22 protein-coding genes and 2 tRNA genes are annotated in these 22,210 nt (G+C 67.4%); 10 read left to right on the forward strand and 14 right to left on the reverse strand.

Annotated elements, in window-relative coordinates; all coding sequences use genetic code 11:
* Nucleotides 1-200: 200 nt before the first annotated feature.
* The 3 genes from RTY13_RS10810 to RTY13_RS10820 form a co-directional block, all read right to left on the reverse strand.
* Nucleotides 201-275, reverse strand: a tRNA-Glu gene (locus RTY13_RS10810).
* A 108-nt stretch (nucleotides 276-383) separates the two neighbouring features.
* Nucleotides 384-2,186 (reverse strand): single-stranded-DNA-specific exonuclease RecJ, encoded by a 1,803-nt coding sequence (gene recJ, locus RTY13_RS10815; protein ID WP_312783360.1) that lies wholly within the window; start codon nucleotides 2,184-2,186, stop codon nucleotides 384-386.
* A gap of 63 nt (nucleotides 2,187-2,249) precedes the next feature.
* Complete coding sequence (locus RTY13_RS10820) at nucleotides 2,250-2,699, reverse strand: hypothetical protein (protein WP_312783362.1); 450 nt, start codon at nucleotides 2,697-2,699, stop codon at nucleotides 2,250-2,252.
* 80 nt (nucleotides 2,700-2,779) lie between these two features.
* Between RTY13_RS10820 and phaC the strand changes: the two genes are divergently transcribed.
* The 3 genes from phaC to RTY13_RS10835 are packed head-to-tail and all read left to right on the forward strand — an operon-like array spanning nucleotide 2,780 to nucleotide 5,927.
* The gene (phaC, locus tag RTY13_RS10825) at nucleotides 2,780-4,747 is read left to right on the forward strand and encodes a class I poly(R)-hydroxyalkanoic acid synthase (RefSeq protein ID WP_312783364.1); all 1,968 of its coding nucleotides are present in this window, start codon (nucleotides 2,780-2,782) and stop codon (nucleotides 4,745-4,747) included.
* Nucleotides 4,744-5,121, forward strand: coding sequence for a hypothetical protein (locus RTY13_RS10830; RefSeq protein ID WP_312783366.1), 378 nt, complete (start codon nucleotides 4,744-4,746; stop codon nucleotides 5,119-5,121). Before phaC ends, RTY13_RS10830 begins: the two co-directional genes overlap by 4 nt.
* Nucleotides 5,118-5,927, forward strand: coding sequence for a rhamnogalacturonan acetylesterase (locus RTY13_RS10835; protein ID WP_312783368.1), 810 nt, complete (start codon nucleotides 5,118-5,120; stop codon nucleotides 5,925-5,927). The genes RTY13_RS10830 and RTY13_RS10835 overlap by 4 nt, the downstream gene beginning before the upstream one ends.
* Nucleotides 5,928-5,933: 6 nt before the next feature.
* On the opposite strand, the gene msrB is transcribed toward RTY13_RS10835, so the two are convergent.
* The 5 genes from msrB to rplM all read right to left on the reverse strand — a co-directional run bounded on the left by msrB (nucleotide 5,934) and on the right by rplM (nucleotide 8,899).
* Complete coding sequence (msrB, locus tag RTY13_RS10840) at nucleotides 5,934-6,431, reverse strand: peptide-methionine (R)-S-oxide reductase MsrB (protein ID WP_312783370.1); 498 nt, start codon at nucleotides 6,429-6,431, stop codon at nucleotides 5,934-5,936.
* 31 nt (nucleotides 6,432-6,462) lie between these two features.
* Nucleotides 6,463-7,398 (reverse strand): N-acetyl-gamma-glutamyl-phosphate reductase, encoded by a 936-nt coding sequence (gene argC / locus RTY13_RS10845; RefSeq protein ID WP_312783372.1) that lies wholly within the window; start codon nucleotides 7,396-7,398, stop codon nucleotides 6,463-6,465.
* Nucleotides 7,395-7,640, reverse strand: coding sequence for a hypothetical protein (locus tag RTY13_RS10850; protein WP_312783374.1), 246 nt, complete (start codon nucleotides 7,638-7,640; stop codon nucleotides 7,395-7,397). The genes argC and RTY13_RS10850 overlap by 4 nt, the downstream gene beginning before the upstream one ends.
* Nucleotides 7,641-7,931: 291 nt before the next feature.
* Nucleotides 7,932-8,420 (reverse strand): 30S ribosomal protein S9, encoded by a 489-nt coding sequence (gene rpsI, locus RTY13_RS10855; protein WP_312783376.1) that lies wholly within the window; start codon nucleotides 8,418-8,420, stop codon nucleotides 7,932-7,934.
* Nucleotides 8,421-8,422: 2 nt separating this feature from the next.
* Nucleotides 8,423-8,899, reverse strand: coding sequence for a 50S ribosomal protein L13 (gene rplM, locus RTY13_RS10860; RefSeq protein WP_312783378.1), 477 nt, complete (start codon nucleotides 8,897-8,899; stop codon nucleotides 8,423-8,425).
* Between the two features lie 311 nt (nucleotides 8,900-9,210).
* Between rplM and RTY13_RS10865 the strand changes: the two genes are divergently transcribed.
* Both RTY13_RS10865 and RTY13_RS10870 read left to right on the forward strand, forming a co-directional pair.
* Nucleotides 9,211-9,591, forward strand: coding sequence for a hypothetical protein (locus RTY13_RS10865; protein ID WP_312783379.1), 381 nt, complete (start codon nucleotides 9,211-9,213; stop codon nucleotides 9,589-9,591).
* 54 nt (nucleotides 9,592-9,645) lie between these two features.
* The gene (locus RTY13_RS10870) at nucleotides 9,646-10,722 is read left to right on the forward strand and encodes a PA0069 family radical SAM protein (RefSeq protein WP_312783380.1); all 1,077 of its coding nucleotides are present in this window, start codon (nucleotides 9,646-9,648) and stop codon (nucleotides 10,720-10,722) included.
* Here RTY13_RS10870 and RTY13_RS10875 read toward each other — a convergent pair.
* Nucleotides 10,719-11,963, reverse strand: a complete 1,245-nt coding sequence (locus RTY13_RS10875; RefSeq protein ID WP_312783381.1) for a TRAM domain-containing protein — start codon at nucleotides 11,961-11,963, stop codon at nucleotides 10,719-10,721. The genes RTY13_RS10870 and RTY13_RS10875 overlap by 4 nt on opposite strands.
* A gap of 155 nt (nucleotides 11,964-12,118) precedes the next feature.
* On the opposite strand from RTY13_RS10875, the gene RTY13_RS10880 reads away from it, so the two are divergent.
* Nucleotides 12,119-12,760, forward strand: coding sequence for a glycine zipper 2TM domain-containing protein (locus RTY13_RS10880; RefSeq protein WP_312783383.1), 642 nt, complete (start codon nucleotides 12,119-12,121; stop codon nucleotides 12,758-12,760).
* A 73-nt stretch (nucleotides 12,761-12,833) separates the two neighbouring features.
* Here RTY13_RS10880 and RTY13_RS10885 read toward each other — a convergent pair whose 3' ends face one another.
* The 5 genes from RTY13_RS10885 to RTY13_RS10905 all read right to left on the reverse strand — a co-directional run bounded on the left by RTY13_RS10885 (nucleotide 12,834) and on the right by RTY13_RS10905 (nucleotide 19,422).
* Nucleotides 12,834-13,568 (reverse strand): TlyA family RNA methyltransferase, encoded by a 735-nt coding sequence (locus RTY13_RS10885; protein ID WP_312783385.1) that lies wholly within the window; start codon nucleotides 13,566-13,568, stop codon nucleotides 12,834-12,836.
* Nucleotides 13,565-16,315 (reverse strand): valine--tRNA ligase, encoded by a 2,751-nt coding sequence (locus tag RTY13_RS10890; RefSeq protein ID WP_312783387.1) that lies wholly within the window; start codon nucleotides 16,313-16,315, stop codon nucleotides 13,565-13,567. Before RTY13_RS10890 ends, RTY13_RS10885 begins: the two co-directional genes overlap by 4 nt.
* A gap of 130 nt (nucleotides 16,316-16,445) precedes the next feature.
* Nucleotides 16,446-17,012, reverse strand: a complete 567-nt coding sequence (locus tag RTY13_RS10895) for a DUF2497 domain-containing protein (RefSeq protein ID WP_312783388.1) — start codon at nucleotides 17,010-17,012, stop codon at nucleotides 16,446-16,448.
* A gap of 161 nt (nucleotides 17,013-17,173) precedes the next feature.
* Nucleotides 17,174-18,655, reverse strand: a complete 1,482-nt coding sequence (locus RTY13_RS10900; RefSeq protein ID WP_312783389.1) for a TolC family outer membrane protein — start codon at nucleotides 18,653-18,655, stop codon at nucleotides 17,174-17,176.
* Between the two features lie 137 nt (nucleotides 18,656-18,792).
* The gene (locus tag RTY13_RS10905) at nucleotides 18,793-19,422 is read right to left on the reverse strand and encodes a protein-L-isoaspartate O-methyltransferase (protein WP_312783391.1); all 630 of its coding nucleotides are present in this window, start codon (nucleotides 19,420-19,422) and stop codon (nucleotides 18,793-18,795) included.
* 135 nt (nucleotides 19,423-19,557) lie between these two features.
* Between RTY13_RS10905 and RTY13_RS10910 the strand changes: the two genes are divergently transcribed.
* The 4 genes from RTY13_RS10910 to RTY13_RS10925 all read left to right on the forward strand — a co-directional run bounded on the left by RTY13_RS10910 (nucleotide 19,558) and on the right by RTY13_RS10925 (nucleotide 22,177).
* Nucleotides 19,558-19,631 (forward strand) — tRNA-Cys (locus RTY13_RS10910).
* A gap of 370 nt (nucleotides 19,632-20,001) precedes the next feature.
* Nucleotides 20,002-20,958: a hypothetical protein gene (locus tag RTY13_RS10915; protein ID WP_312783393.1), complete on the forward strand. Its 957-nt coding sequence runs from the start codon at nucleotides 20,002-20,004 to the stop codon at nucleotides 20,956-20,958.
* A 9-nt stretch (nucleotides 20,959-20,967) separates the two neighbouring features.
* The gene (locus tag RTY13_RS10920; protein ID WP_312783394.1) at nucleotides 20,968-21,789 is read left to right on the forward strand and encodes a hypothetical protein; all 822 of its coding nucleotides are present in this window, start codon (nucleotides 20,968-20,970) and stop codon (nucleotides 21,787-21,789) included.
* Between the two features lie 58 nt (nucleotides 21,790-21,847).
* On the forward strand, nucleotides 21,848-22,177 hold the full coding sequence (locus tag RTY13_RS10925; protein ID WP_312783395.1) for a hypothetical protein: 330 nt from the start codon (nucleotides 21,848-21,850) through the stop codon (nucleotides 22,175-22,177).
* Nucleotides 22,178-22,210 lie beyond the last annotated feature (33 nt).

Consider the following 22,210-nt stretch of genomic DNA (forward strand, 5'->3'; position numbering starts at 1 on the left):
CAGGTTGAAAACCTGACGTCCTAACCGATAGACGAAGGGACCGCTGCGCGGAGGAGTGGTCTGATAGCCGCCCTCTTCGGACGACGCAAGCCTGTTTTTCAACTTTCCGAACAAAGACTTCGCCGATGCGCCATGCGCGCGAAAACGCCCCTGCGGGACGATTGAGGCTGTCGATGTCGGGGGAGAAAGAAGGCTCCGCGTGGCAGTCCCTAGGGGAGTCGAACCCCTCTTTTCAGGTTGAAAACCTGACGTCCTAACCGATAGACGAAGGGACCGCTGCGCGGAGGACCGGGGTAATAGCCGTCGATTCCGTCGCTTGCAAGCGCCTGCTGCGCAGTTTGTGCGACTTTTTCAAAGACCTGCGCTCGGCCATGCTTGAAAACTCAGGCCATGCGCGGGTCGGCGACGTCCTCGATCTCGAACTGCACCCCGCGGCGGCCGTTCCAGTCGTCGGCCTTCAGCCGTCCGACCAGGTTCAGCCCGCCCTGCCCCGCCAGCAGCGCCTTGCCGCCGGGCAGGTCGGCGCATCGCCAGGCGATGGCCCGCACCGAGGCCCCGTCCGGCCCGACCAGACGGCATCGCACATGGCCGCCGTTCATGGCGACCGGCTCGCGCGCCTGCACGCCTTGCAGGGCGAACAGGGGCTCCGGGTTGGCTGGGCCGTAAGGCGCCAGCTGCTCGAAGGCCTCGAACAGGTCGCGGGTCGCCGCGCGCGGATCGATCAGGGCGTCCACCTCAACCCAGTCCTGGGCCACGGCCTCGGCCCGCTCGCCCGACAGACGCTCGTTGAGGAAGGCGCGCAGTTCGTCGATGCGGTCCGCCGCCACCGTCAGCCCCGCCGCCATGGCGTGGCCGCCCCCGGCGATCAGCACGCCCTCGTTCCAGCCCGCCTGCACGGCCCGCCCCAGGTTCATGCCCGGCTGCGACCGGCCCGAGCCCTTGCCCACGCCGTTGATCGCGTCGACGCCGATGACGATGACCGGCTTCCTCCAGCGTTCGCGCAGGCGCCCGGCGACGATGCCGACCACGCCGGGGTGCCAGTCCTCGCCCGAAACCACGACCAGCGCCGACTCGTCGGCGTGCGCGCCCGTCGCCTCGACCCGGCGCACGGCCTGTTCAGTTACCTGGGCCTCGACCTCGCGCCGGGCGATGTTCAGCCCGTCCAGTTCCTGCGCCAGCATCCTGGCCTCGTCGGGATCGTCGGTGGACAGCAGGCGCGCCCCCAGATCCGACTTGCCGATCCGCCCGCCCGCATTGATGCGCGGCCCCAGGATGAAGCCCGCATGGTTGGACTTGGCGGGTCCCGGCTCGGCCCCGGCGGCGGCCAGCAGAGCCTTAAGCCCCGGGTTCTTCCAGTCCGACATGACCTTCAGGCCCAGTCTGGTCAGGGCCCGGTTGAATCCCGTCAGGCCGGTCACGTCGCAGATGGCGCCCATGGCCGCCAGATCCAGCCACTGACGGATGTCAGGCTCAGACTTGCCCTCGAACAGGCCCCGCGCCCGCGCCTCGCGGTTCAGCGCCGCCAGCAAGACAAAGACCACCCCCGCCGCCGCCAGATTGCCCTGCCCCGAGTTGCAGCCCGGCCGGTTCGGGTTGACCACGGCCAGACAGGCCGGCGGCTCCTCGCGCATCATATGGTGGTCGATGACCACGACCTTCAGGCCGATGGCGGCCGCGTGGGCTACGGCCTCGTTGGCCGCCGCGCCGCAATCGACGGTGATGACCAGATCGGCGCCGCGCATCTTCAGCGTATCGAAGGCCCGCGCGCTGGGGCCGTACCCCTCGGTCAGGCGGTCGGGGACATAGATGGGCAGGTCCGCCCCGAAGGTGCGGAACCAGCGCACCAGCAGGGCCGCGCTGGAGGCGCCGTCCACGTCATAATCAGCGAAGACGTGAATACTGCTGCCCGCCTGCAAGGCGTCGACGATGGCGCTTGCCGCCGTGTCCATGTCCATGAAGCTGGAGGGGTCGGGAAACAGGGCCCGCAATGTCGGCGTCAGAAAGTTTCGCCCCTGATCCGCCGCCACGCCGCGCGCGGCCAGCGCCCGCGCCATCGGCTCGTCCAGATCCAGGGCCTGCATATGGGCGCGAATGGTCCCGGCATCGGCCGGACGCTGCCGCCAGGCGCGCCCCGACAGGGACCGCGAAACGCCGAGAAAGGCGGGAGCATTGCTGCCGTCAGCCATGGGGTATCCTTGTCAGCCCGGCCATCATTCCGGGATTCTGTCGTCCAGACGACAGGAGCGCCTTCAGGAGCGCGGGCGATCGATCGGCGGCGGCGCGGCGGCGCGACGACGCAGGGCCTCAGCGAAGGCCTCGACCTCCTCCGGCGTCTGGGCGCCGATCGGGGCCATCTTAGCCGGATCGAAGCGGCGCATGATCGATTCCGCATAGGCGGCCGGGTCGCTGTTCAGGGTCCAGTCGATGCCCGCCAACTGGCGCGCCAGGGCGCCGCTGTCGGCGTTCAGCGCCTGCACGTTCGCCGCCACCTGGGCTGGTTGCGGCAGGTCAGTCGGCGTGGCCGGAAAATCCGCCCAGCGCGGGTACTCGCGCTTCTCGTCCACCAGTTCCTGAATGCGCGGCGCCAGCGGCGAACTCGCGTCCGTCTGCGGGTCGAACGAGCCGACGCAGCCGCCCGTAAACAGCAGCAGGCCGGTCATCACCGGCGCCATGGTCTTTTTCGACAGGAACACGTTCATCTCACCCCCGGTCATATGCCATCATCGCCCCCGGAGGAAGGCTCGCGACCCGACGCGAGGCCGGTTCCGGAGGTTCGCCCATGGCCAAGCGCCCGACCAAGGCTCCCCCCGCCCCGCTGCCGGCCGCCGCCGCGCCGCGCAAATCCGGGCGTCCGACCTCGGCCAAGCCCCGCGCCAAGAAAGCGCCACCGCCGGACGCCGCGCCCGAATCGCCCGCTACGGCTGAAGCGCAGCCACAGACCCCGCCTCAGCCCGAGGCCCCCGCCGATCCCTTCGCCTTCGGCGCCGATCAGCGCCATCTGCTGGAAACCCTGTCGCTGAACCTGGCCAAGGCCGCCATGACGGCCCAGTCGGCCATCGCCGAAGCCGCCCTGTCACAGGCCGACCGCCCCGCCGCCCTGTCGCCTGATCCCTTCAACGTGGCCCCGGCCATGACCTCGGTCATGACCAGCCTGGCCGCCCGCCCCGAAAAGCTGTTCCAGGCCCAGGCCGACCTGTTCGGCCGCTACATGGATCTGTGGTCCACGACCGCTCGCCGCGCCATGGGCGAAGAGGTCGCCCCCGCCCCTTCGACCGACAAGCGATTCCGCGACCCGGCCTGGAGTGAAAACCCCGTCTTCGACGTCATGCGCCAGTCCTATCTGGTCACGTCGGACTGGATGAACGGCCTGGTGTCCAGCGTCGAGGACGTCGATCCGCGCGTGAAGCGCCGTGCCGAGTTCTTCACCCGCCTGCTGACCGACGCCTTCTCGCCCTCCAACTTCCTCGCCTCCAATCCGGCGGCGCTCAAGGCCCTGGCCGAGACGGGCGGCGAGTCGCTGGTGAAGGGGATGCAGAACTTCGCCGCCGATCTGGAGCGCGGAAACGGCAAGCTGAAGATCAGCCAGGCCGACTACGGCCAGTTCAAGGTCGGCGAAAACGTCGCCACCGCCCCCGGCCAGGTGGTCTGGCGCGACGAGCTGTTCGAACTGATCCAGTTCGACGCCGCCACCGAGACGCAGGCCGGCGTTCCCCTGCTGATCTTCCCGCCGTGGATCAACAAGTTCTACATCATGGACCTGCAGCCGGCGAACTCGCTGATCCGCTGGCTGTCGGCCCAGGGCTTCACCGTCTTCGTCTGTTCCTGGGTCAACCCGGATCAGGACAAGGCCGAGTTCGGCTTCGAGGAGTATCTGCACAAGGGCGTCTATCGCGCCGTTGAAAAGACGCTGGAGCAGACCGACCAGAAACAGCTGAACGCCGTCGGCTACTGCATCGGCGGCACCCTGCTGGGTTCCGCCCTGGCCCACATGGCGGCGCATCAGGACACCCGCGTCGCCTCGGCCACCTTCTTCGCCGCCCAGCACGACTTCGCCGAGGCTGGCGACCTGCTGCTGTTCACCGACGAGCACTGGCTGACCGAGATCGAGCAACAGATGGACGCCGCCGGCGGCGTCCTGCCGGGCGCGGCCATGGCCGACACCTTCAACGCCCTGCGCGCCAACGACCTGATCTGGTCCTTCTTCGTGTCCAACTATCTGATGGGCAAGGCGCCGCCCGCCTTCGACCTCTTGTTCTGGAACGCCGACCAGACGCGGATGCCCAAGCGCTTGCACCTCGACTACCTGCGCCGCATGTACGGCAGGAACGCCCTGGCCAAGGGCGAGTTCGAGATCGGCGGCCAGGCCATCGACCTATCGACGGTCAAGACGCCCCTCTACTTCCTGGCCAGCCGCGAGGACCACATCGCCCCGATGAACTCGGTCTATCGCTCGGCGCGGCTGTTCGGCGGTCCGGTGACCTACACCCTGGCCGGATCGGGTCACATCGCCGGGGTCATCAACCCGCCCGCCGCCAACAAATACCAGCACTGGACCAACCCCGCCCTTCCCGAGACGCTCGCAGAATGGCAAGCGGGCGCGGAGCAACATCCCGGCAGTTGGTGGACCCACTGGGCCGCCTGGCTGCGCGAGAAATCGGGCCAACAGATTCCCGCCCGCGACCCGAAGACCGGCCCGCTGAAGCCCATCGAGCCCGCGCCCGGCGCCTATGTGAAAGTGAAGTCTTGAAGCGTATCGAACCCAACCTGCTGCTGGCCCTGGCCACCGCCGTCCCGCTCGCCCTTCTGGTCGCCACCGCCAGCCTGTTCGGCGAGCCGGGCCATATGCTGAAGTACGTCCTTCTGGCTGTGGCCTGTTCGGCTGGCTTTGTCGTCTTCAACGGCATGATGTCCAGGCGCATGGGTCTGCAGCGCCCGCCGATGATCCACCCCGAGGCCGCCTCGACCGCCGTCTGGGCCAGCCTGTTTCCTCTGGCGCTGATCTTCGCCGCCGCCGTGCCGGTCTTCTTCCCCGGCCACGACTACGGCCTGCTGGTCATCATCGGCGCCGTCTGGTTCGGCGTGACCGTGCAGTCCGCGATCAAGGCCCGTCAGGCGGGATGAGGCGTCTGGCTGTCGGAGCGCTGGCGAGCGTCCTGCTGGCCGCCGGCGCGGCTTCCGCTCAGGACAGGCCGATCCAGGCCGACAAGATCATCCTCGTCGGCGATTCGACCACGGCGGTCGGCAGCGGCTGGGGCGGCGCCTTCTGCGACCGTCACGTCCTGTCGGCCCTGGCCTGCGTCAACCTGGGCCGACAGGGGCGCAGCACCTCGACCTATCGCGCCGAGGGCTCCTGGGATCTGGCGCTGAACGAGATGACGACGCCCGGCTATCAGTCGGTCTGGGTGCTGATCCAGTTCGGCCACAACGACCAGCCCGGCAAGCGCAGTTCCACCGACCTGACGACCCAGTTCCCGGCCAATCTGCGCGCCTATGTGGCCGAGGCCCGCGCCCGCGGCGCGCGGCCCGTCCTGCTGACGCCCCTGACCCGCCGCCACTTCAAGGACGGCCAGCTTCAGAACACCCTGGTTCCCTGGGCCGACGCCGTCCGCGCCGTCGCGGCCGAGACCGACACGCCCCTGATCGATCTGAACGCCAGCAGCGCCGAACTGGTCCAGCGCCTCGGCGCCCTCGAGGCCGCGCGCCTGTCGCCCGGTTCGCCGCCGCCGTCCTTCGAGGCGGATCTGCGCGCCGGAAACACTCCGCCCACGCCGCCGGCGGCAACGCCGCCTGCGATCGCGCACGGCCGTCACGTCGATGATTTCGACTACACCCACCTCGGCCCCGAAGGCGCCGCCGTCATCGCCGCCCTGGTCGCGCGCGACCTGATCGCCGCCGCGCCGGAACTGGCCCCTCGCCTCGTGCCCTGAGCCGCATCAGCCGGGCTGAAAGCTCAGCGCCACGCCGTTGTTGCAATAGCGCCGCCCGGTCGGGGGCGGCCCGTCCATGAACAGATGCCCCTGATGCCCCAGGCAGCGGGCGCAATGGTACTCGGTGCGGGCGATGCCGATCAGGCGGTCGGTCCTGGTCCCGATATTGGCCTCGGTCACGCGGAAGAAGCTGGGCCAGCCGGTGCCGCTGTCATACTTCCACCCCGACTGGAACAGCGGCAGGGCGCAGCCTTTGCAGACAAAGACGCCACGCCGATGTTCGTCGTTCAGAGGACTGGTGAACGGCTGCTCCGTCCCTTCATGACGCAACACCCGCCATGAGGCCTCGCCCAGCCGTCGCTTCCATTCCGCATCGCTGATCCGCCGAAACGGCGAGTTGGCCCAGGCATCCGGCGAGGCGTCCGCCGTTTCAGGCCCACAGCCGGACAGGGCCAGAGCGGTCCCGCCCAGAAGCACCGTCCGCCGCTGCAAAAAAGCGTCCATGCCCTGTAATCACGGCCGGACGCCTTTGGTTTCAGATCAGGCCGCTCGCCTCGTCCAGACCCAGCATGATGTTCAGGTTCTGCACCGCCGCGCCCGAGGCGCCCTTGCCCAGGTTGTCGAGCATGGCGACCAGACGCGCCTGCTCGCCGCCGCGATCGCCAAAGACGTGCAGACGCATCCGGTTGGTGCCGTTCAGGGCCTCCGGCTCGATACCGGTCATGGCCTCGGTCTCGTCCAGGTCGGCGACCTCGACGAAACGCTGGCCGTCATAGGCCTCCAGCAGCGCGCCGTGCAGCCGCTCGACCGAGGGCGTCTCCGGCAGGGCCGACAGGTGCAGCGGAACCTCGACCAGCATGCCCTGACGATAATTCCCAACAGCGGGCGCGAACAGGACGTTGCGCGACAGACCCGTATGCTTTGTCATCTCCGGCACATGCTTGTGCTTCAGCGTCAGGCCATAGGCGCGATACGCAGTCGATGCGCCCTCACCTTCAAACTCGGCGATCATGGCCTTGCCGCCGCCGGAATAGCCCGACACCGCATTGACCGTGACCGGATGGCTGCTCGGCACCAGCCCCGCCCGCACCAGCGGCCGCATCAGGCCGATGAAGCCGGTCGGATAGCAGCCGGGGTTCGACACCCGCGTCGAGGCGGCGATGGCCGCGCGCTGCCCGGCGTCCATCTCGGCGAAGCCATAGACCCAGGCCGGATCGACCCGGAACGCCGTCGAGGCGTCGATGACCCGCACGCTGGGGTTCTCGATCATCGACACGGCTTCCTTGGCCGCATCGTCGGGCAGGCACAGGATGACCGCATCGGCGCTGTTCAACGCCTCGCGCCGCGCCTCCACGTCGCGCCGACGGTCGCCCAGCAGGATCAGTTCCAGATCCTTGCGCGCCTCAAGACGCTCGCGGATCTCCAGCCCCGTGGTCCCGGCCTCGCCGTCGATGAAGATGGTGTGGGTCAACTGCTCAAATCCTTAGAGCCGGAAACGTCCGGGCGCGTCTCACTAATAGGGGTAGAGTTTGGGAACAATCGGGCAAGCCACGCAGCACCGCCCGCGATGGACGTTCCAGCCAGCACGACGATCAACAGGATCAGCGGAACGACAATGACGCCGCCCAGCCCCTTGCCGTCGATGCTCAGGCCAAACGCCTTGAACGACACCGAATGGGTCGCTGCCTGTTTCGTCGTCTTTTGCCTGAACACCGGGCACATCTCCGCATTAGCGAACTGATGTGCAATCCCTTCGGGTAGTAGGGTCCAGAAACGGATTGTCCGTCAAGGGCGCGTCTGCTGGACTTGTTAACCCGTTCACCTACGCCACCGCCTCCAGCACGGAATAGATGGGATTCCATGGGACACCGTGGGATTCCATGGGATTTCCCCGCATCGAATAGCTGCGGCTTCCAACTTCACCTTTTCGTGAACAAGATAACAAAGAAAAAGGGCGCTCCGGGTTTCCCCGAAGCGCCCCAAATCCAAATCGCCTGAAGGCGATTAGCGCTTCGAGAACTGGAAGCTGCGGCGTGCCTTGGCGCGGCCGTACTTCTTGCGCTCGACGACGCGGCTGTCGCGGGTCAGGAAGCCGTGCGGCTTCAGGACCTTGCGCAGCTCCGGCTCAAAGTGAGTCAGGGCGTGCGACAGGCCGTGGCGGATGGCGCCGGCTTGACCCGACAGGCCCGAACCTTCGACGGTGCAGATCACGTCGTATTGCGTGGCGCGGTCCGAAACGGTCAGCGGCTGGGCGATCATCATGCGCAGCACCGGACGAGCGAAGTAAACTTCCTGGTCGCGGCCGTTGATGGTGATCTTGCCGGTGCCCGGCTTGATCCAGACGCGAGCGATCGCGTTCTTGCGCTTGCCCGTGGCGTAGGCGCGGCCTTGGGCGTCCAGCTTTTGCTCATAGACCGGGGCGTCGTTCTCGGCCGAGGCGGTCAGGCCCTTCAGGGCGTCGAAGCCGGTGGCTTCAGCAGTCACGTCGGTCATGCTCAGACGCTCCGGGTGTTCTTGGCCGAGGCCGACTTGAAGTCGATGGTCTGCGGCTGTTGGGCTTCGTGGTCGTGCGCGGCTCCGGCGAACAGACGCAGGTGCGTCATCTGCTTGCGAGCCAGCGGGCTTTCCTTCGGCATCATGCGCTCGACGGCCTTCTCGAGCACGCGCTCGGGGAAGCGACCGCCCAGAACCTTCTCCGGGGTCGTCTGCTTGATGCCGCCCGGGTGACCGGTGTGGCGATAGTAGACCTTGTCGGTCGACTTCTTGCCGGTGAACACCACCTTGTCGACGTTGGTGACGACGACGTAGTCGCCCATATCAACGTGCGGGGTGTAGGTCGGCAGGTGCTTGCCGCGCAGACGGTTGGCGATGAAGGTCGCGAGGCGGCCCACCACGACGCCTTCGGCGTCGATGTGGATCCACTTCTTTTCGACCTCTGCCGGCTTCATCGAAGCCGTAGTGCTCTTCAGCATATTGAGGGTCCTAAAGACGAACGGTGCGGCCCACCCCAAGACAGGGATGAGCGGAAGGCGTGCTGATAGAGGGTCATCCACAGCAGGTCAACACCAGTTCGTGACGCGAATTTACGTCAAGATACTGATTTAAAACAACTTACCATAAACGGTATTAAAATACCCGACAATCGCAACACGAGCGCCGCCCTTCTCCCCTTGCGGGAGACGGAGGACTGACGCCCGCGCTTCTGCAGAACAAGGTTCCCTCGCCGTCTCAAACCATGACAGGCTCGCCTCCTTCCCGCCGCCGCGTCGCAAGGACCACACAGATGCGCCACCCCCCCGTCCTCCTGTCTGCCCTGGCCCTCGCCGGGTGCGCCACGAAGCCGCCCGCCGTCACGGCCGCCACTGTAAAAAGGAACCCATGCACGGACGGCATTCTCGCCCTGTACTTCAAGGACGAGGCCGCGACCTTGCAGCCGTCGTTGTCGCTGGAGTGGCCCGCGCGTGCAGTGACGGAATGTCCGGGCGCCAAGTTCAAGGTGATCGGCCTGCCGTCTCCGTCCGGCGACAGCCTGCAGGGCCAGAGAGCCGAAGCCCTTGCCCAGGCGCTGCGCAGCTTCGGCGTCCCTCAGCCGGACTTTGAGCTGGGCGACGCCGAAGACCAGGCGCGTCCGGTTCTGGAAATCCTCGTTCGCCCTGAACGCTAAGGGCGCTCGCATATTTGTTCTTGCTTTGTTCTAAAATTCTGCCATCCTCCCCTCATGAAGACGGCGATGAAAGGACGCGGCGCACGCTCCAATATCTCGGGCCGGTATGAAGCCGACCGGCGCGAGGAACTCGACGACGGCTGGACGGATCAGGACGAAGCGGCCGCGCCGCTACGCACCACCCTCTCTCCGGAACACGCGCGCACCATCATCGCCAAAAACACCAGTCCCGACGTCGGCTTCGATCGCTCCATCAACCCTTACAAAGGTTGCGAACATGGCTGCATCTACTGCTACGCCCGTCCGTCCCATGCCTGGATGGGCCTATCCCCGGGTCTGGATTTCGAGAGCCGGATCTTCTTCAAGCCCCACGCGGCGAGTCTGCTGGAACAGGAACTCGCCAGGCCCCGATACGTCTGCAAGCGCATCCACATAGGCGGCAACACCGACCCCTATCAGCCGGTCGAGCGCGAGACTCTGTCCACGCGCTCGATCCTGCAGGTCATGCAGCGGTTCAACCAGCCGTTCAGCATCATCACCAAGTCGGTGCTGATCGCCCGCGACGCCGACATTCTGGGGCCCATGGGACGCGACGGCCTGGCCTCGGCCTTCGTCTCCATCACCACCCTGGATCGCGGTCTGGCCCGGGCGATGGAGCCGCGCGCCTCCACCCCCGGCAAGCGGCTGGAGGCCATCAGCCGCCTCGCCGACGCGGGCTGTCCTGTCGGCGTCGGCTTCGCCCCGGTCATTCCCGGCCTGAACGACCACGAGATGGAAGCCATCCTCGAGGCTGCACAGAAGGCGGGCGCGACCTCGGCCATGTATGTGACCCTGCGTCTGCCGCTGGAGATCAAGGACCTGTTCCGCGAGTGGCTGGCCGACGCCCGACCCGAGCGCGCGGCCCGCGTCATGTCCCTGATCCGCCAGACGCGCGGGGGCAAGGACTACGACCCCGACTGGGCCCAGCGCATGAAAGGAACCGGCCCCGTCGCCGAACTGATCGCCACCCGCTTCAAGGCGGCGATCAAGCGCTACGGTCTGGACGCGCCCCGCACGCCACTGGACGTTACGCGCTTCCGCGTCCCCGCCGACATGCGCCCCCAGATGGACCTGTTCGACCTGGCCTCTTAGCGCCGGAAGATCCCGACCAGTTCGACATGGGTCGACCACAGGAACTGGTCGATCGGCGTCACCTTCTCCAGCCGGAATCCGCCGTTGATCAGAACCCGGGCGTCCCGCGCGAAGGTCTGCGGGTTACAGGACACGCCGACCACCAGACCGGCCTTGGTCCCCGGCAGTTGCTGGGTCTGCTCCAGCGCGCCTGCGCGCGGCGGGTCGATCACAATGGCCTCGCAGCCCTTCAGGTCGTAGGGCGACAGCGGGCGGCGGAACAGGTCGCGGGCCTGGGCCTCGATGGTCTTCAAGCCCTGCGCCGTGGAAATCCCCGCCTTCAGCGCCGCGATGGAAGCCGCCGACGAATCCGCCGCGATGACGCTGGCCACCTCCGCCAGAGGGAAGGTGAAGGTGCCTGCGCCGCAGAACAGGTCGGCGACCTTCTTCGCCCCCCTCACCGCCTCGACCGCACGGCTGACCATGGCCGCCTCGGCTGCAGGGGCCGCCTGCAGGAAGGCGCCCGGCGGCAGGGGCACGGTCGCCCGGCCGAAGGTGATGCGCGGCTGGCGCGCCATGACCAGGGTGTCGCCGTCCAGGCTGAGCCGCGCCAGGCCGGCTTCGGCCGCCGCCGCGATGGCCCGCGCCGTCACGTCCGCCGTCAGTCCGCCCGACTTCTTCTCGACGCCGGTCACGTCCACGTCCAGGCCGGTGTCGGTCAGGGTGACATGCAGGGTCGGCGCCGACTTGGGATGCCCCAGGAAGGGCGCCGCCACCTTGGCCAGAGCCGGCAGGGCCGCCGTCAGCGCCGGGTCCGACACCGGGCAGTCGGTCAGCTCGACCAGGCGCCACGACCGCCGCGCCTTGAAGCCCAGCAGGACGCGCCCCCCCGGTCCGCTGCGCGCATGCAGCGCCAGACGACGGCGGCTGGCCTGCGGCACGGCGACCGTCGCCTCGACTTCGGTCTCGACGCCCTCGCGCGCCAGGGTCTGGATCACCACCTCGCGCTTCCACGCCAGATAGGGCTCCTCCGCCCAGTGCTGCAGCGGCGCCACGCCGCATTCGGCATAGGTTTCGGAATGAATCGGGCGGCGATCCGGGCTGGCCTCGATCAGGTCGAACATCTCGACCCGCCCGTCCTTCACATCACCGGAAATCACCTCGCCCGGCAGGGCGCCCGGCACGAAGACAAAGCCGTTCGGCGTTTCGGCGATCCCGTCGCCCTGATGGCCCATGCGGGCGATGGTCAGCGTTTGCGTCATGGCGCGGCTTCTACCCGCTCCCGCGCCGAATCTGAAACCTGAACGAAGATGAACGAGCCGATCAAAAGCCGTTCAGCTTCGCCGCCCTATTTCTGGATGCAACAGACAGGGACCGGAGCCGTTCAGCTCGGGCATCTGTCACAGGGACAAGAACGATGTTTGATCATCTTTCCAAGAAGGTTTCCGCTGTCGCCGCCCTCGCGGTCGCCGGCTCGTTGATGGTCCCGGGCGTCGTCAGCGCCCAGACCTATGGCTACGGCTATCCCCCGGCCTACAACAGCTACGGCGCGCAGGGCCGCTACTATGATCCCTGCGTCGGCGATCAGCGGAGCCGCGCCACGACCGGCGGCGTGCTCGGCGCCACCATCGGCGCCGTGGCTGGCTCGCAGCTGGCGGCGCGCGGCCGTCGCACCGAAGGCAGCGTCCTGGGCGGCGTCCTCGGCGCAGCCATCGGCGCCGGCGTCGGCAACAGCTCGGCCAACTGCGACAGCCGCTATCGCTCCAACTCCAGCTACGGCTACAACCAGCCCTATGGCGGAACCTATGTCCCGCCGGCCTACGGCTACGACAATCGCGGCTACGACCGTCGTTACGACGACGGCTACGGCCGGGACTATCGCGAGTACAGCGACGGATACGATCGCGGCTACCCCCAGCCCGCGCAGGACTATCGCTATCAGAACACCGACGAATGCCGCCTCGCCGAGAGCTTCATCCGTCTGCCCGATGGTCGCAGCGAAACGCGCTATGTACGCACCTGCCCCGACCAGAACGGCCGCTATCGCGTCGTCGATTAAGTTTCAGCCCCCCTGTCGATCGACGACGTGAAGAGGGCCGCCGGATCACCGGCGGCCCTCTATATTTTTGGCGCTACGCCCGACGCGCCCACATCAGGAACTCGAGGTTGCCGTCGCCCCCGGTGATGGGACTTTCGGCGACCTCCCGCACCTTCCAGCCGACGCTTTCCAGCCAGGCGCGGACGCCCTCGACCGCCGCCGCATGGGCCTCGGGGTCCTTGACCACGCCCTTCTTGCCCGCGTCCTTGGGACCCGAGCCCTCAAACTGCGGCTTGACCAGGGTGATCAGGTCCGCGTCCGGCGCCGCCAGTTCGAGCGCCGCCGGCAGCACCTTGGACAGGCCAATGAAGCTGGCGTCGCAGACGATCAGCGACGGCGCATCGGGGATAATATCGGGCGTCAGTTCGCGTGCGTCCGTCCGTTCCAGATTGACCACGCGCGGATCGGCCGCGACCTTGGGGTGCATCTGGCCGTAGCCGACGTCCACTGCAAAGACCCTGGCCGCGCCGCGATCCAGACAGACCTCGGTGAAGCCCCCCGTGGAAGCGCCCACGTCCAGCACCACCCTGCCCTCGACCGCGACCGGCCACAGGTCCAGCGCCCGTTCCAGCTTCAGCGCGCCGCGCCCGACCCAGCGGTGGGCGGCGGCATAGCCGATCTCGGCGTCCTCACTGACCGCCTGCGAGGCCGCCTTGGCGGAGGCGCCGTTCACGGTGACACCGCCCGCCTCGATGGCCGCCTTGGCCTTGGCCCGGCTTTCGGCCAGGCCGCGCCTAACCAGAAGCTGATCCAGACGGACCGTCCTCACGCCCCGGCCATCGCGTCCAGACGGGCCAGGGCGGCCTGCAGCTTGGCCTTGCCCTCTTCGGCCTCGGCCAGCTTGGCGCGCTGTTCGTCGACGACTTCCGGCGCCGCGCGCGACACGAAGTTGGGGTTGCCCAGCTTCTTGTTCACGTGGCCGATGTCGCTCTCGAAGACCGCGATCTCCTTCTCCAGACGCGCGCGTTCAGCGGTCAGGTCGATGATCCCGGCCAGCGACAGCGCCGCCGTGGTTCCGCCGGAGACAAAGGTCACGGCCCCGGCGGGCGCGGCCTCGGCCGTTGCGATCTCGGACACGCGGCCCAGGGTCAGCAGCAGGTCACGGTGGCGCGCGATGCGCTCGGCGGTCACGGCGTCCGGCGCAACGAAGGCCAGCGGCGGCTTGGCCGACGGCGGCACGTTCATCTCGGCTCGCAGGGCGCGGATTTCACCGACCAGATCGACCAGCCAGCCGATCTCGGCCTCAGCCGAGACGTCGACGAAGCTGTCCGGCAGGACCGGCCATTCGGCGCCGATCAGCAGGCTTTCACGCGCCGGACCTTCCTTGCCCAGCTCGGCCCACAGCTCCTCGGTGATATAGGGCATGACCGGGTGCAGCAGCTTCAGCGTCTGGTCGATGGTCCAGGCGGTCATGGCCCGCGTCTCGGCCTTGGCGGCTTCGTCCGCGCCATTGAAGACCGGCTTGGCCAGTTCCAGATACCAGTCGCAGAAGACGTTCCAGACGAAGCGGTACAGAGCGCCCGCCGCGTCGTCGAAACGACCGCCCTCGATGGCGTCGGACACCTGGCGCTCGGCCTTGGTCAGCTCGCCACGGATCCAGCGGTTGATGGTCTGTTCGACCGTTGCCGGATCAAAGCCCTCGACCCGCTTGGCCTCGTTCATCTGGCTGAAGCGTGCGGCGTTCCACAGCTTGGTGCCGAAATTGCGATACCCTTCAATGCGCTGCTTCGACAACTTGATGTCGCGCGTGCCCGACAGGATGGCCATGGTGAAGCGCAGCGGGTCGGCGCCCAGCTCGTCGATGATGCCCAGAGGGTCGATGACGTTGCCCTTGGACTTCGACATCTTCTGGCCCTTCTCGTCGCGGACCAGACCATTGATGATGACGCGCTTGAACGGGACTTCGCCGTCCATGAAGTGCAGGCCCATCATCATCATCCGGGCGACCCAGAAGAAGATGATGTCCGCCGCCGTGACCAGATCACTGGTCGGATAGAAGCGCTCCAGGTCCTCGGTCTTCTCCGGCCAGCCCATGGTCGAGAAGGGCCACAGGGCCGAGCTGAACCAGGTGTCCAGAACGTCCTCGTCCTGCGTCAAAACGACCTCGGAATCATAGTCGGCGAGCGCCTGTTCGCGGGCGTCTTCTTCCGTCTCGGCGACATAGATCTCGCCGTTAGGGCCATACCAGGCCGGGATGCGGTGACCCCACCACAGCTGGCGGCTGATGCACCAGGGCTCGATGTTGCGCAGCCACTCGAAATAGATCTTCTCGTAGCTCTTGGGCTCGAAGACGGTCGCGCCGTCCTCGACCGCCTTCAGCGCCGGCTGGGCCAGGGTGTGGGCGTCAACGTACCACTGGTCCGTCAGCCACGGCTCGATGACCACGCCGGAACGGTCGCCGTGCGGGACGACGTGCTTGGTCTTCTCGATCTCACGCAGCCAGTTCTCTTCCTCGGCGCGGGCGACGATGGCCTTGCGCGCGGCGAAGCGGTCCAGACCGACCAGATCGGCGGGGATTTCCGGCACATCCTCATTGGTGATGCGCGCAAAGGCGTCCATCACGTTCAGCGCGGCCAGACCGGCGCGCTTGCCGACGCCGAAGTCGTTGAAGTCGTGCGCCGGGGTGATCTTGACCGCGCCCGAACCCTTGGTCGGGTCAGCGTAGTCGTCAGCGACGATGGGGATGCGACGGCCGGTGATGGGCAGGATCACGGCCTTGCCGACCAGACCCTTGTAACGCTCATCCTCCGGGTGAACCGCCACGCCGGTGTCGCCCAGCATGGTCTCGGGGCGCGTCGTGGCCACGACGATGAAGCCTCGCGTCTCGAATTCGGTCGCCTTGCCGTCCTCGTCGAAGGCGACCGGATGCTCATAGGTGACACCGTCAGCCAGCGGATAGGCGAAGTGCCAGTAGTGGCCGTCCTGATCGCGCTGCTCGACTTCCAGGTCCGAAATGGCGGTCTGGAAATGCGGGTCCCAGTTCACCAGACGCTTGTCGCGATAGATCAGGCCGTCCTGATGCAGCTTGACGAAGACCTTGCGGACAGCGGCGTTCAGGCCCTCGTCCAGGGTAAAGCGTTCGCGCGACCAGTCGCACGACGAGCCGAGACGGCGCAGTTGGCGCACGATGGTGCCGCCGGACTCGGCCTTCCACTCCCAGACCTTCTCGATGAAGGCGTCGCGGCCCATGTCGCGGCGGCTGATGTTGCCGGCGGCGGCCAGCTGACGCTCGACCACCATCTGGGTGGCGATGCCCGCGTGGTCGGTGCCGGGCAGCCACAGCACGGCCTTGCCCTTCATCCGGTGATAGCGGGCCAGGATGTCTTGAAGCGTATTGTTCAGCGCGTGGCCGATATGCAGCGAGCCCGTCACGTTCGGCGGCGGGATGACGATCGAATAGGCGTCGGCGGCCCCGTCCGTGGGCTTGGCGGCGCGCGGCGCGAACAGGCCGCTCTCTTCCCACTGGGCGTAGAGGCGCGGTTCGGCGGCCTGGGGTTCGAAAGTCTTCTCGAGCATTTGATTCTCTTTAGGTCCCGACCGCTCCGCACGCGGTGCGTCGCTGCATGAGGGGCGGGTTTCTGAAAAAGCGAAAGGGCGGCCCCGCCGGAGCCGCCCTCAGTGACTTAATGTCTGGTGAAGCGAAGGGCTAGCCGGCGTTGCGGGCGATGCGTTCTACTTCCTTGCGTACCTGGGCCTCGACGATGCCCGGCAGGTTGGCGTCCAGCCAGTCCTTCAGCATCGGACGCAGCATGGATTGAACCATGGCCTCGACGGTATTGCCGCTGACGAAGGGCATGTCCTGGGCGGCGGCGGCGGGCGCTTCCGGCTTCTGGAAGGTGGCGGCCAGGCCGGCGAAGGCCGAGGCGGCGCTGGCTGCGGCGCTTTCGCCGACCAGGGCGTCCCCCGGCGCAACGACCGGCTCGGGTGCAGCGACAGGGGCCGGGAAAGGCGCCACGTCGGCGACGTCCAGATCACCGATCGACTCGGCGGCAGGCGCCTCATAGCGCTCGGTCAGCTCCAACACTTCTTCTTCGACGGGCGCAGGCGCCTCGGCGGCGGCCTCGAACACGGGCCCGGGTTCAGGTTCGAGCTCAGCAACCGGTTCCGGCGACGCTGCGGCGGTTTCGGCCGGCGCATCGTCTTCAGAGATGATCCGGCGAATCGACGCCAGGATCTCTTCCATCGTCGGTTCTTGGGCGGTCTGGTCGGTCATGGCAGAACCTTGAGGGCTGAACCTGTAGGGACCGCCGACAGGCGCCGGACGGCGCGCGACGATCAGGGCCGAACAAGCTGACTCGTCCTGCCCCTAACCTGTCGTCGCACCAACGCCCGCCGGAATCAACGGACGTTTCGCCTGTCAGGCTAATCCCGCAGTCAATTGCCGGGAGCGGTGCGGACGATTTCGCTCTTCAGTTGGGTGTCGATCGGCGCGTCTTCGGCGTCGTCAGCGGGCGCGATGCTCGGCGATGCGACACGATCCAGCGCCTCGACTGCGCCGTCCCACGGCAGGCCGCCACGGTTGCGCACCGCATCATAGTTGGCCTCGGCGTCATAGACATCGATCGCCGGGTCCAGGTTCGGTCCGCTCAGACGGCCCATGGCCGCCAACAGTTGAGCCTGGGCCACGTACTGATTGCGATGGGCGCTGGCCAGGGTCACCTGGGCCGAGCGCAGTTCAAGCTCCTGGTTCAGAACGTCCAGGGTGGTGCGCAGACCGACCTGAGCCTCCTGACGCACGCCCTCGGCGGCGACCGAGGCGGCGCGGACGGCTTGCTCACCCGCCTGCAGGGTCGACTTGGCCGCGACGGTCTGGGCGTAGGCCGAGCTGACGCTCTGCAGCACGCCGCGACGCTCGCCCTCTACGCTGATCTGGGCCGCGTTGGCGCGTTCCAGCGCCTGGGCCACACGCGATCGGTTCAGCCCCCCGGTGAACAGGGGCACCGAAACAGAAGCGCCGGCGGTGAAACTGGTGCGATCGGTAAGGTCGAAAGCCGACAGGTCGTTGGCTGTGCCGCCGTAGGAGGCCTGCAGACGCGCCGACGGCCGATACTCGGCGCGGGCGGCCGCCACATTGGCCTCTGCAGCTTGCAGAGCGTAGGTCGCGGCGCGAACACCGGGGTTCTCAACCAGCGCTACATCCAATGCGCCGTCGAAATCGGTCGGTAGACCCGGCAAGACCGGCAGGGTTTCCATATTGGTCGGCGCCTGGCCGACGACGGCGGCATAGGCCGCGCGCGAGACCGACAGCTGGGCCTGGGCGTTGGCCAGATCGGCGTCCGACTGGGCCAGACGGGCTTCCGATTGAGCCACGTCGGTGCGGGTGATCTCGCCGACCTCGAATCGGGCGTTGGATTCGTCCAGCTGACGACGCAGGACGGCGATGTTCTCCTGGCGAATGCGCAGGATCTCCATGTCCCGCACCACGTCGGCATAGGCCTGGATGACCGAGGTCATCACCTGCTGCTCGACTTCGCGCAGATTCTCACGGCCCGCGCGGACATTGGCCTCCGCGGCGTCAATGCCGCGCGCGGTGCGGCCGGCGGTCCAGATATTTTGAGACAGGCTGACGCTGGCGCTGGCGCTGTCGCCTTCCACCACGCCCAGGGCGTCGGCGTCCACGCGGCTGTAATCGACGCCAGCCGAGGCGCTGATGGTCGGCCTCAACCCCGAACGCGCCTGCACGATTGTCTCGTCCAGCGCCCGTTGATTGGCGCGCTGAGCCAGCAGCGTGGGATTGGTGCGATAGGCCAGGCCGATCGCTTCTTGCAGGGTCTCGGCCCCGGCCGGAGCCGCGCCGGCTCCCATGGCGAGGGTGATCAGAGCGACCGAAGCCAGCGCGCGCGAGCGTTTCAACATGAACCTATTCCTGCCTGACGCCCCCGACGGCGCGCCCCGTAATGCCTGAATGGCGTAGTTGGAGGCTCTGCCCGCCCTGCGCCAGTTAAGTTTTTTTCACGCAGCCGGCGCGCGTCTCCGTCGCGCCGCCCTCACGCTTAAAGCGCGAAGGCCGGAGCGGGAATCAGCTCCGTCAGAACGGGCGGGGCGCAGTCGAAAAGTTCGCGACGCGACACGCCTTCACGACCGCGGACATAGAGGACGGCCTTGCCGATCGGACCGGCGCGCTCGACCACGGCCAGACGGCCGCCGGGGCGCAGGGCCGCGATCCACGATTCGGGGCGCACCGGCACGGCGGCCTCGCTGACGATCAGGTCATAGCCCTCGCCTTGCGGCTGGCCCAGCGGCGCGACCACAGTGGCGACGCCTTCTTCGGCCAGGGCCGCGCCCGTCACCTCGAACACGGCGGCTTCCGTTTCCTGCGCCGTGACCGTCAAACCCATGCGCGCCAGGACAGCGGCGGCGTAGGGACCGGCCAGAACCAGAGCCTTTTCACCGGCGCGGGCGTCCAGGGCCTGCATCAGCTTGCCCAGATCGCGCGGCAGCATCAGACGACGCTCGCCCGCGATTTCGGGCTCAATGTCGGCATAGGCCGAGAAGGCGCGGTCGGCGGCGCAGAATCGCTCGCGTTCGACAGCGCCGAAAGCAGCCTGCAGGTCGCGGTCCGTGACGTCGTTCACCCGGACTTGCGAGTCCAGCATGACCTTGCGTGCAGCGGCGAAATCCATGGTTCCGAGGTCCTTCAGGTCGGCGTAAGCAAATAAATCTGCGGCGCTTATAGGTCCGCGCGTTGCAGCCGACAATCCGATCTGATAGCTGACGCCCCTCGCGATGGTTCGGGTCACCGATTTGGGTGACCAAACGGCCTGATGGCGGAGTGGTGACGCAGAGGACTGCAAATCCTTGCACCCGGGTTCGATTCCCGGTCAGGCCTCCATCGCGATTACAAACAGTTAGCCGCCCTTCGGGGCGGCTTTCTTGTTTCTGGTTTGCAGGTCAGTTTGCAGCGCCTGTTCCCCATCCGGTCCGAAATAGCGCGCCCACAGGCGTTCAGCGTTGGCTATCGCGACCGTCTGGCGGTCCACATATGACGACTGAGCGCCCTGCTCGCCGGCCACCTTATGGCCCGTCGTCAGGGCCGTTTCTTCGGCCGTCCAGCCCAGGGATCGGCGCCGCGTGACGTAGGTCCCGCGCTGGTCATGAAAGGTCAGGCCGGTGATATTCGCCAGAGCGCAGGCTTCGCGAAATGCCGACCTGATTCCGTTTCCCTTGGCGTCCCAGGGCTTTCCGTCCGGCTTGTTCAGGACGTGACCCGCGAAGTCGAAGCCGCGACCGGCCGGCGCATCACCACCCTGACCATTGTGGCGGCGCAGGGGGCGCAGGCCTATGCGGGCCTCAAGCGCGGACAGCCGGCCTGGACCGCCATGCTGGAAGCCCTGGACCAGGCGGTGCGCCTGTGCCGAGCACAAGGTCTGATCCCCATCGTGACGGCGGGGGCTTGGCTGGGGTCCGAGGGCGACGCCGACACGGCCATGACCACGGCCACGACTGTCGAGCGCCAGATGCAGCAGTTGGCCCGGCAGTTCGCCGCCGACGTGCAAATCCGCACCGGCCAATCCGAGCCGGCCGTCATGCTGGTCTGCCAAGCCGCCTACACGCCAGCCGCCGATGTCTGGATGCGGCCGGTTCAGGAGGGCGCTGTGCGCGCCGACGGCCGTGACGGCATTCGTCTGGTGGGGCCGCACTACCAGCACCCCTACAGCGATGCGATCCACATGGACTGCCGGGGCTACAACCGGATGGGTCAGGATCTGGCCCGCGCTGAGCTGGCCGAATGGTTCGGCACCGGCGCCCGGGCCATCCGCCCGGAAAACGCCTATTGGGCCAGCGCGACGGAGATCATCGTCCACTTCGACGCTCCGACCTATCCCATGGTGATCGATACCTCCGGCGACCAAGTGGACACGACGGGCCTGACCGCCTCGGCGGGTTTCGTATTTGACGATCGATCTGGCGCGGCGCCGGCCATTGCTGCGGTTGCGGTGGACACCGACCGTAGCCTCAAGATCACCCTGGCCTCGGCTCCGACCGGGGCGTCCGCCCGCCTGGGCTACGCCATCCAGCGCACCAGCGGCACGTCGGATGGCCCCGTCACCGGGGCGCGCGGCCTGGTCCGCGACAGCACGTCTCTGGCCTCGCTCTATGACGCGGTTCCGGCCCGCAATTGGTGCCCGGCCTTCATCCTCGAAATCGGCAAACCCTAAGGAACCGACATGATCGTTTTGAAAGGCAAATCCCAATTCACGCAGCAGGACGGGCCGGTCCTGCCGGCGCCGTCGCCCGTCGAGCAGGCGGCGATGGATCTTCGGCCGTCACTGTGGATCCAGCCTTCGCCCGCTCGCGTGCAGCAGGCATCAGGCGATGTGACCGAGACCCTGTGCCGGGCTGCGGGGCGGGGCTATCGCCCGGCCTTCAGCGGCGCACCGCGACTGGTGACCAGCGGATCGGCCCACGCCCTGCGTTTCGGCATGGAGGGGGCTGGTTCGGCGCCGGGCGGCCTGGCCGTGCCGGGCGGTCAGGCGGTCATGCCGACCTCGGGCAGCTATACGGCGGCCTATGTGGTGCGCATGCCCCCGTCGGGGACCGAAGGCACGGGCACCTGGCCGCCGGAACTGTGGGCCTCGGGCGGCGCGGTTCTCGAGTGCGCCAGCGAGAGCTGGTATCACGTGCTGAACAAGACCAATGGCGACCTGATCGTGCAGCAGGCCGGCGTCACCGTCGCTGGCTGGGCCGCCGCCCTGCGGACCGGGGCCTGGCTGTCCATCGTGGTGTCGGTCAAGGCCGGCGCCAGCGGCGTGTCGCACACGGATTACTGGAAGAACGGGGTCCATGCGGACACCGGACCGGCCATGGCGGTCGGCCCAATCGCTGAAGGCGACCGGTCCGTGCTGGTCGGCGGCGGGACGGTCAATCCCTTCTACGGGGACATGGCGCTGATGGCCATTTTCCCGGACGTGGACGCCAAGACCAATGATGCCGCCCGCGCGGCCATCCTGGACCTGTGCGCCAGCGTCCGGTCGGCCGTGACGGCCTGATGGCCGGGTGGGCGTTTGACCTGACGCCGCGGCGCGCCCTGAAGAGAAAGTAGAAGACATGTCCTTTCAGACCACGTTCACGCGCGGCGAATCCTTCTCGCTCGCGCTTGAAGCCACAGATGGCGACATCGCCGGCGCCACATGTCGGGCTGACCTCAAGCTGACCATCAATGGCGAGTTCCCCCCGGAATCGGCTGCGCCGTTGATGGCCTTCTCGGTGACTGCAGTCGATGAGGTGACCCCGGGCGGCAATCCCGGCTGGCTCCTGTCTCTGTCTCCAGATCAGACCGGGACCCTGCCAACCGGCAATTACGTGACCGACGCCAAGATCATCATGGCGAACGGATGGGTTGAGCAGACCGATCCGGTCACCCGCGCGCCGCCCTGACGATCTGGGGCGACGATGAAAGGGCAGCGTTCG

It is taken from the genome of Brevundimonas sp., assembly GCF_032055285.1.
Classification (GTDB): domain Bacteria; phylum Pseudomonadota; class Alphaproteobacteria; order Caulobacterales; family Caulobacteraceae; genus Brevundimonas.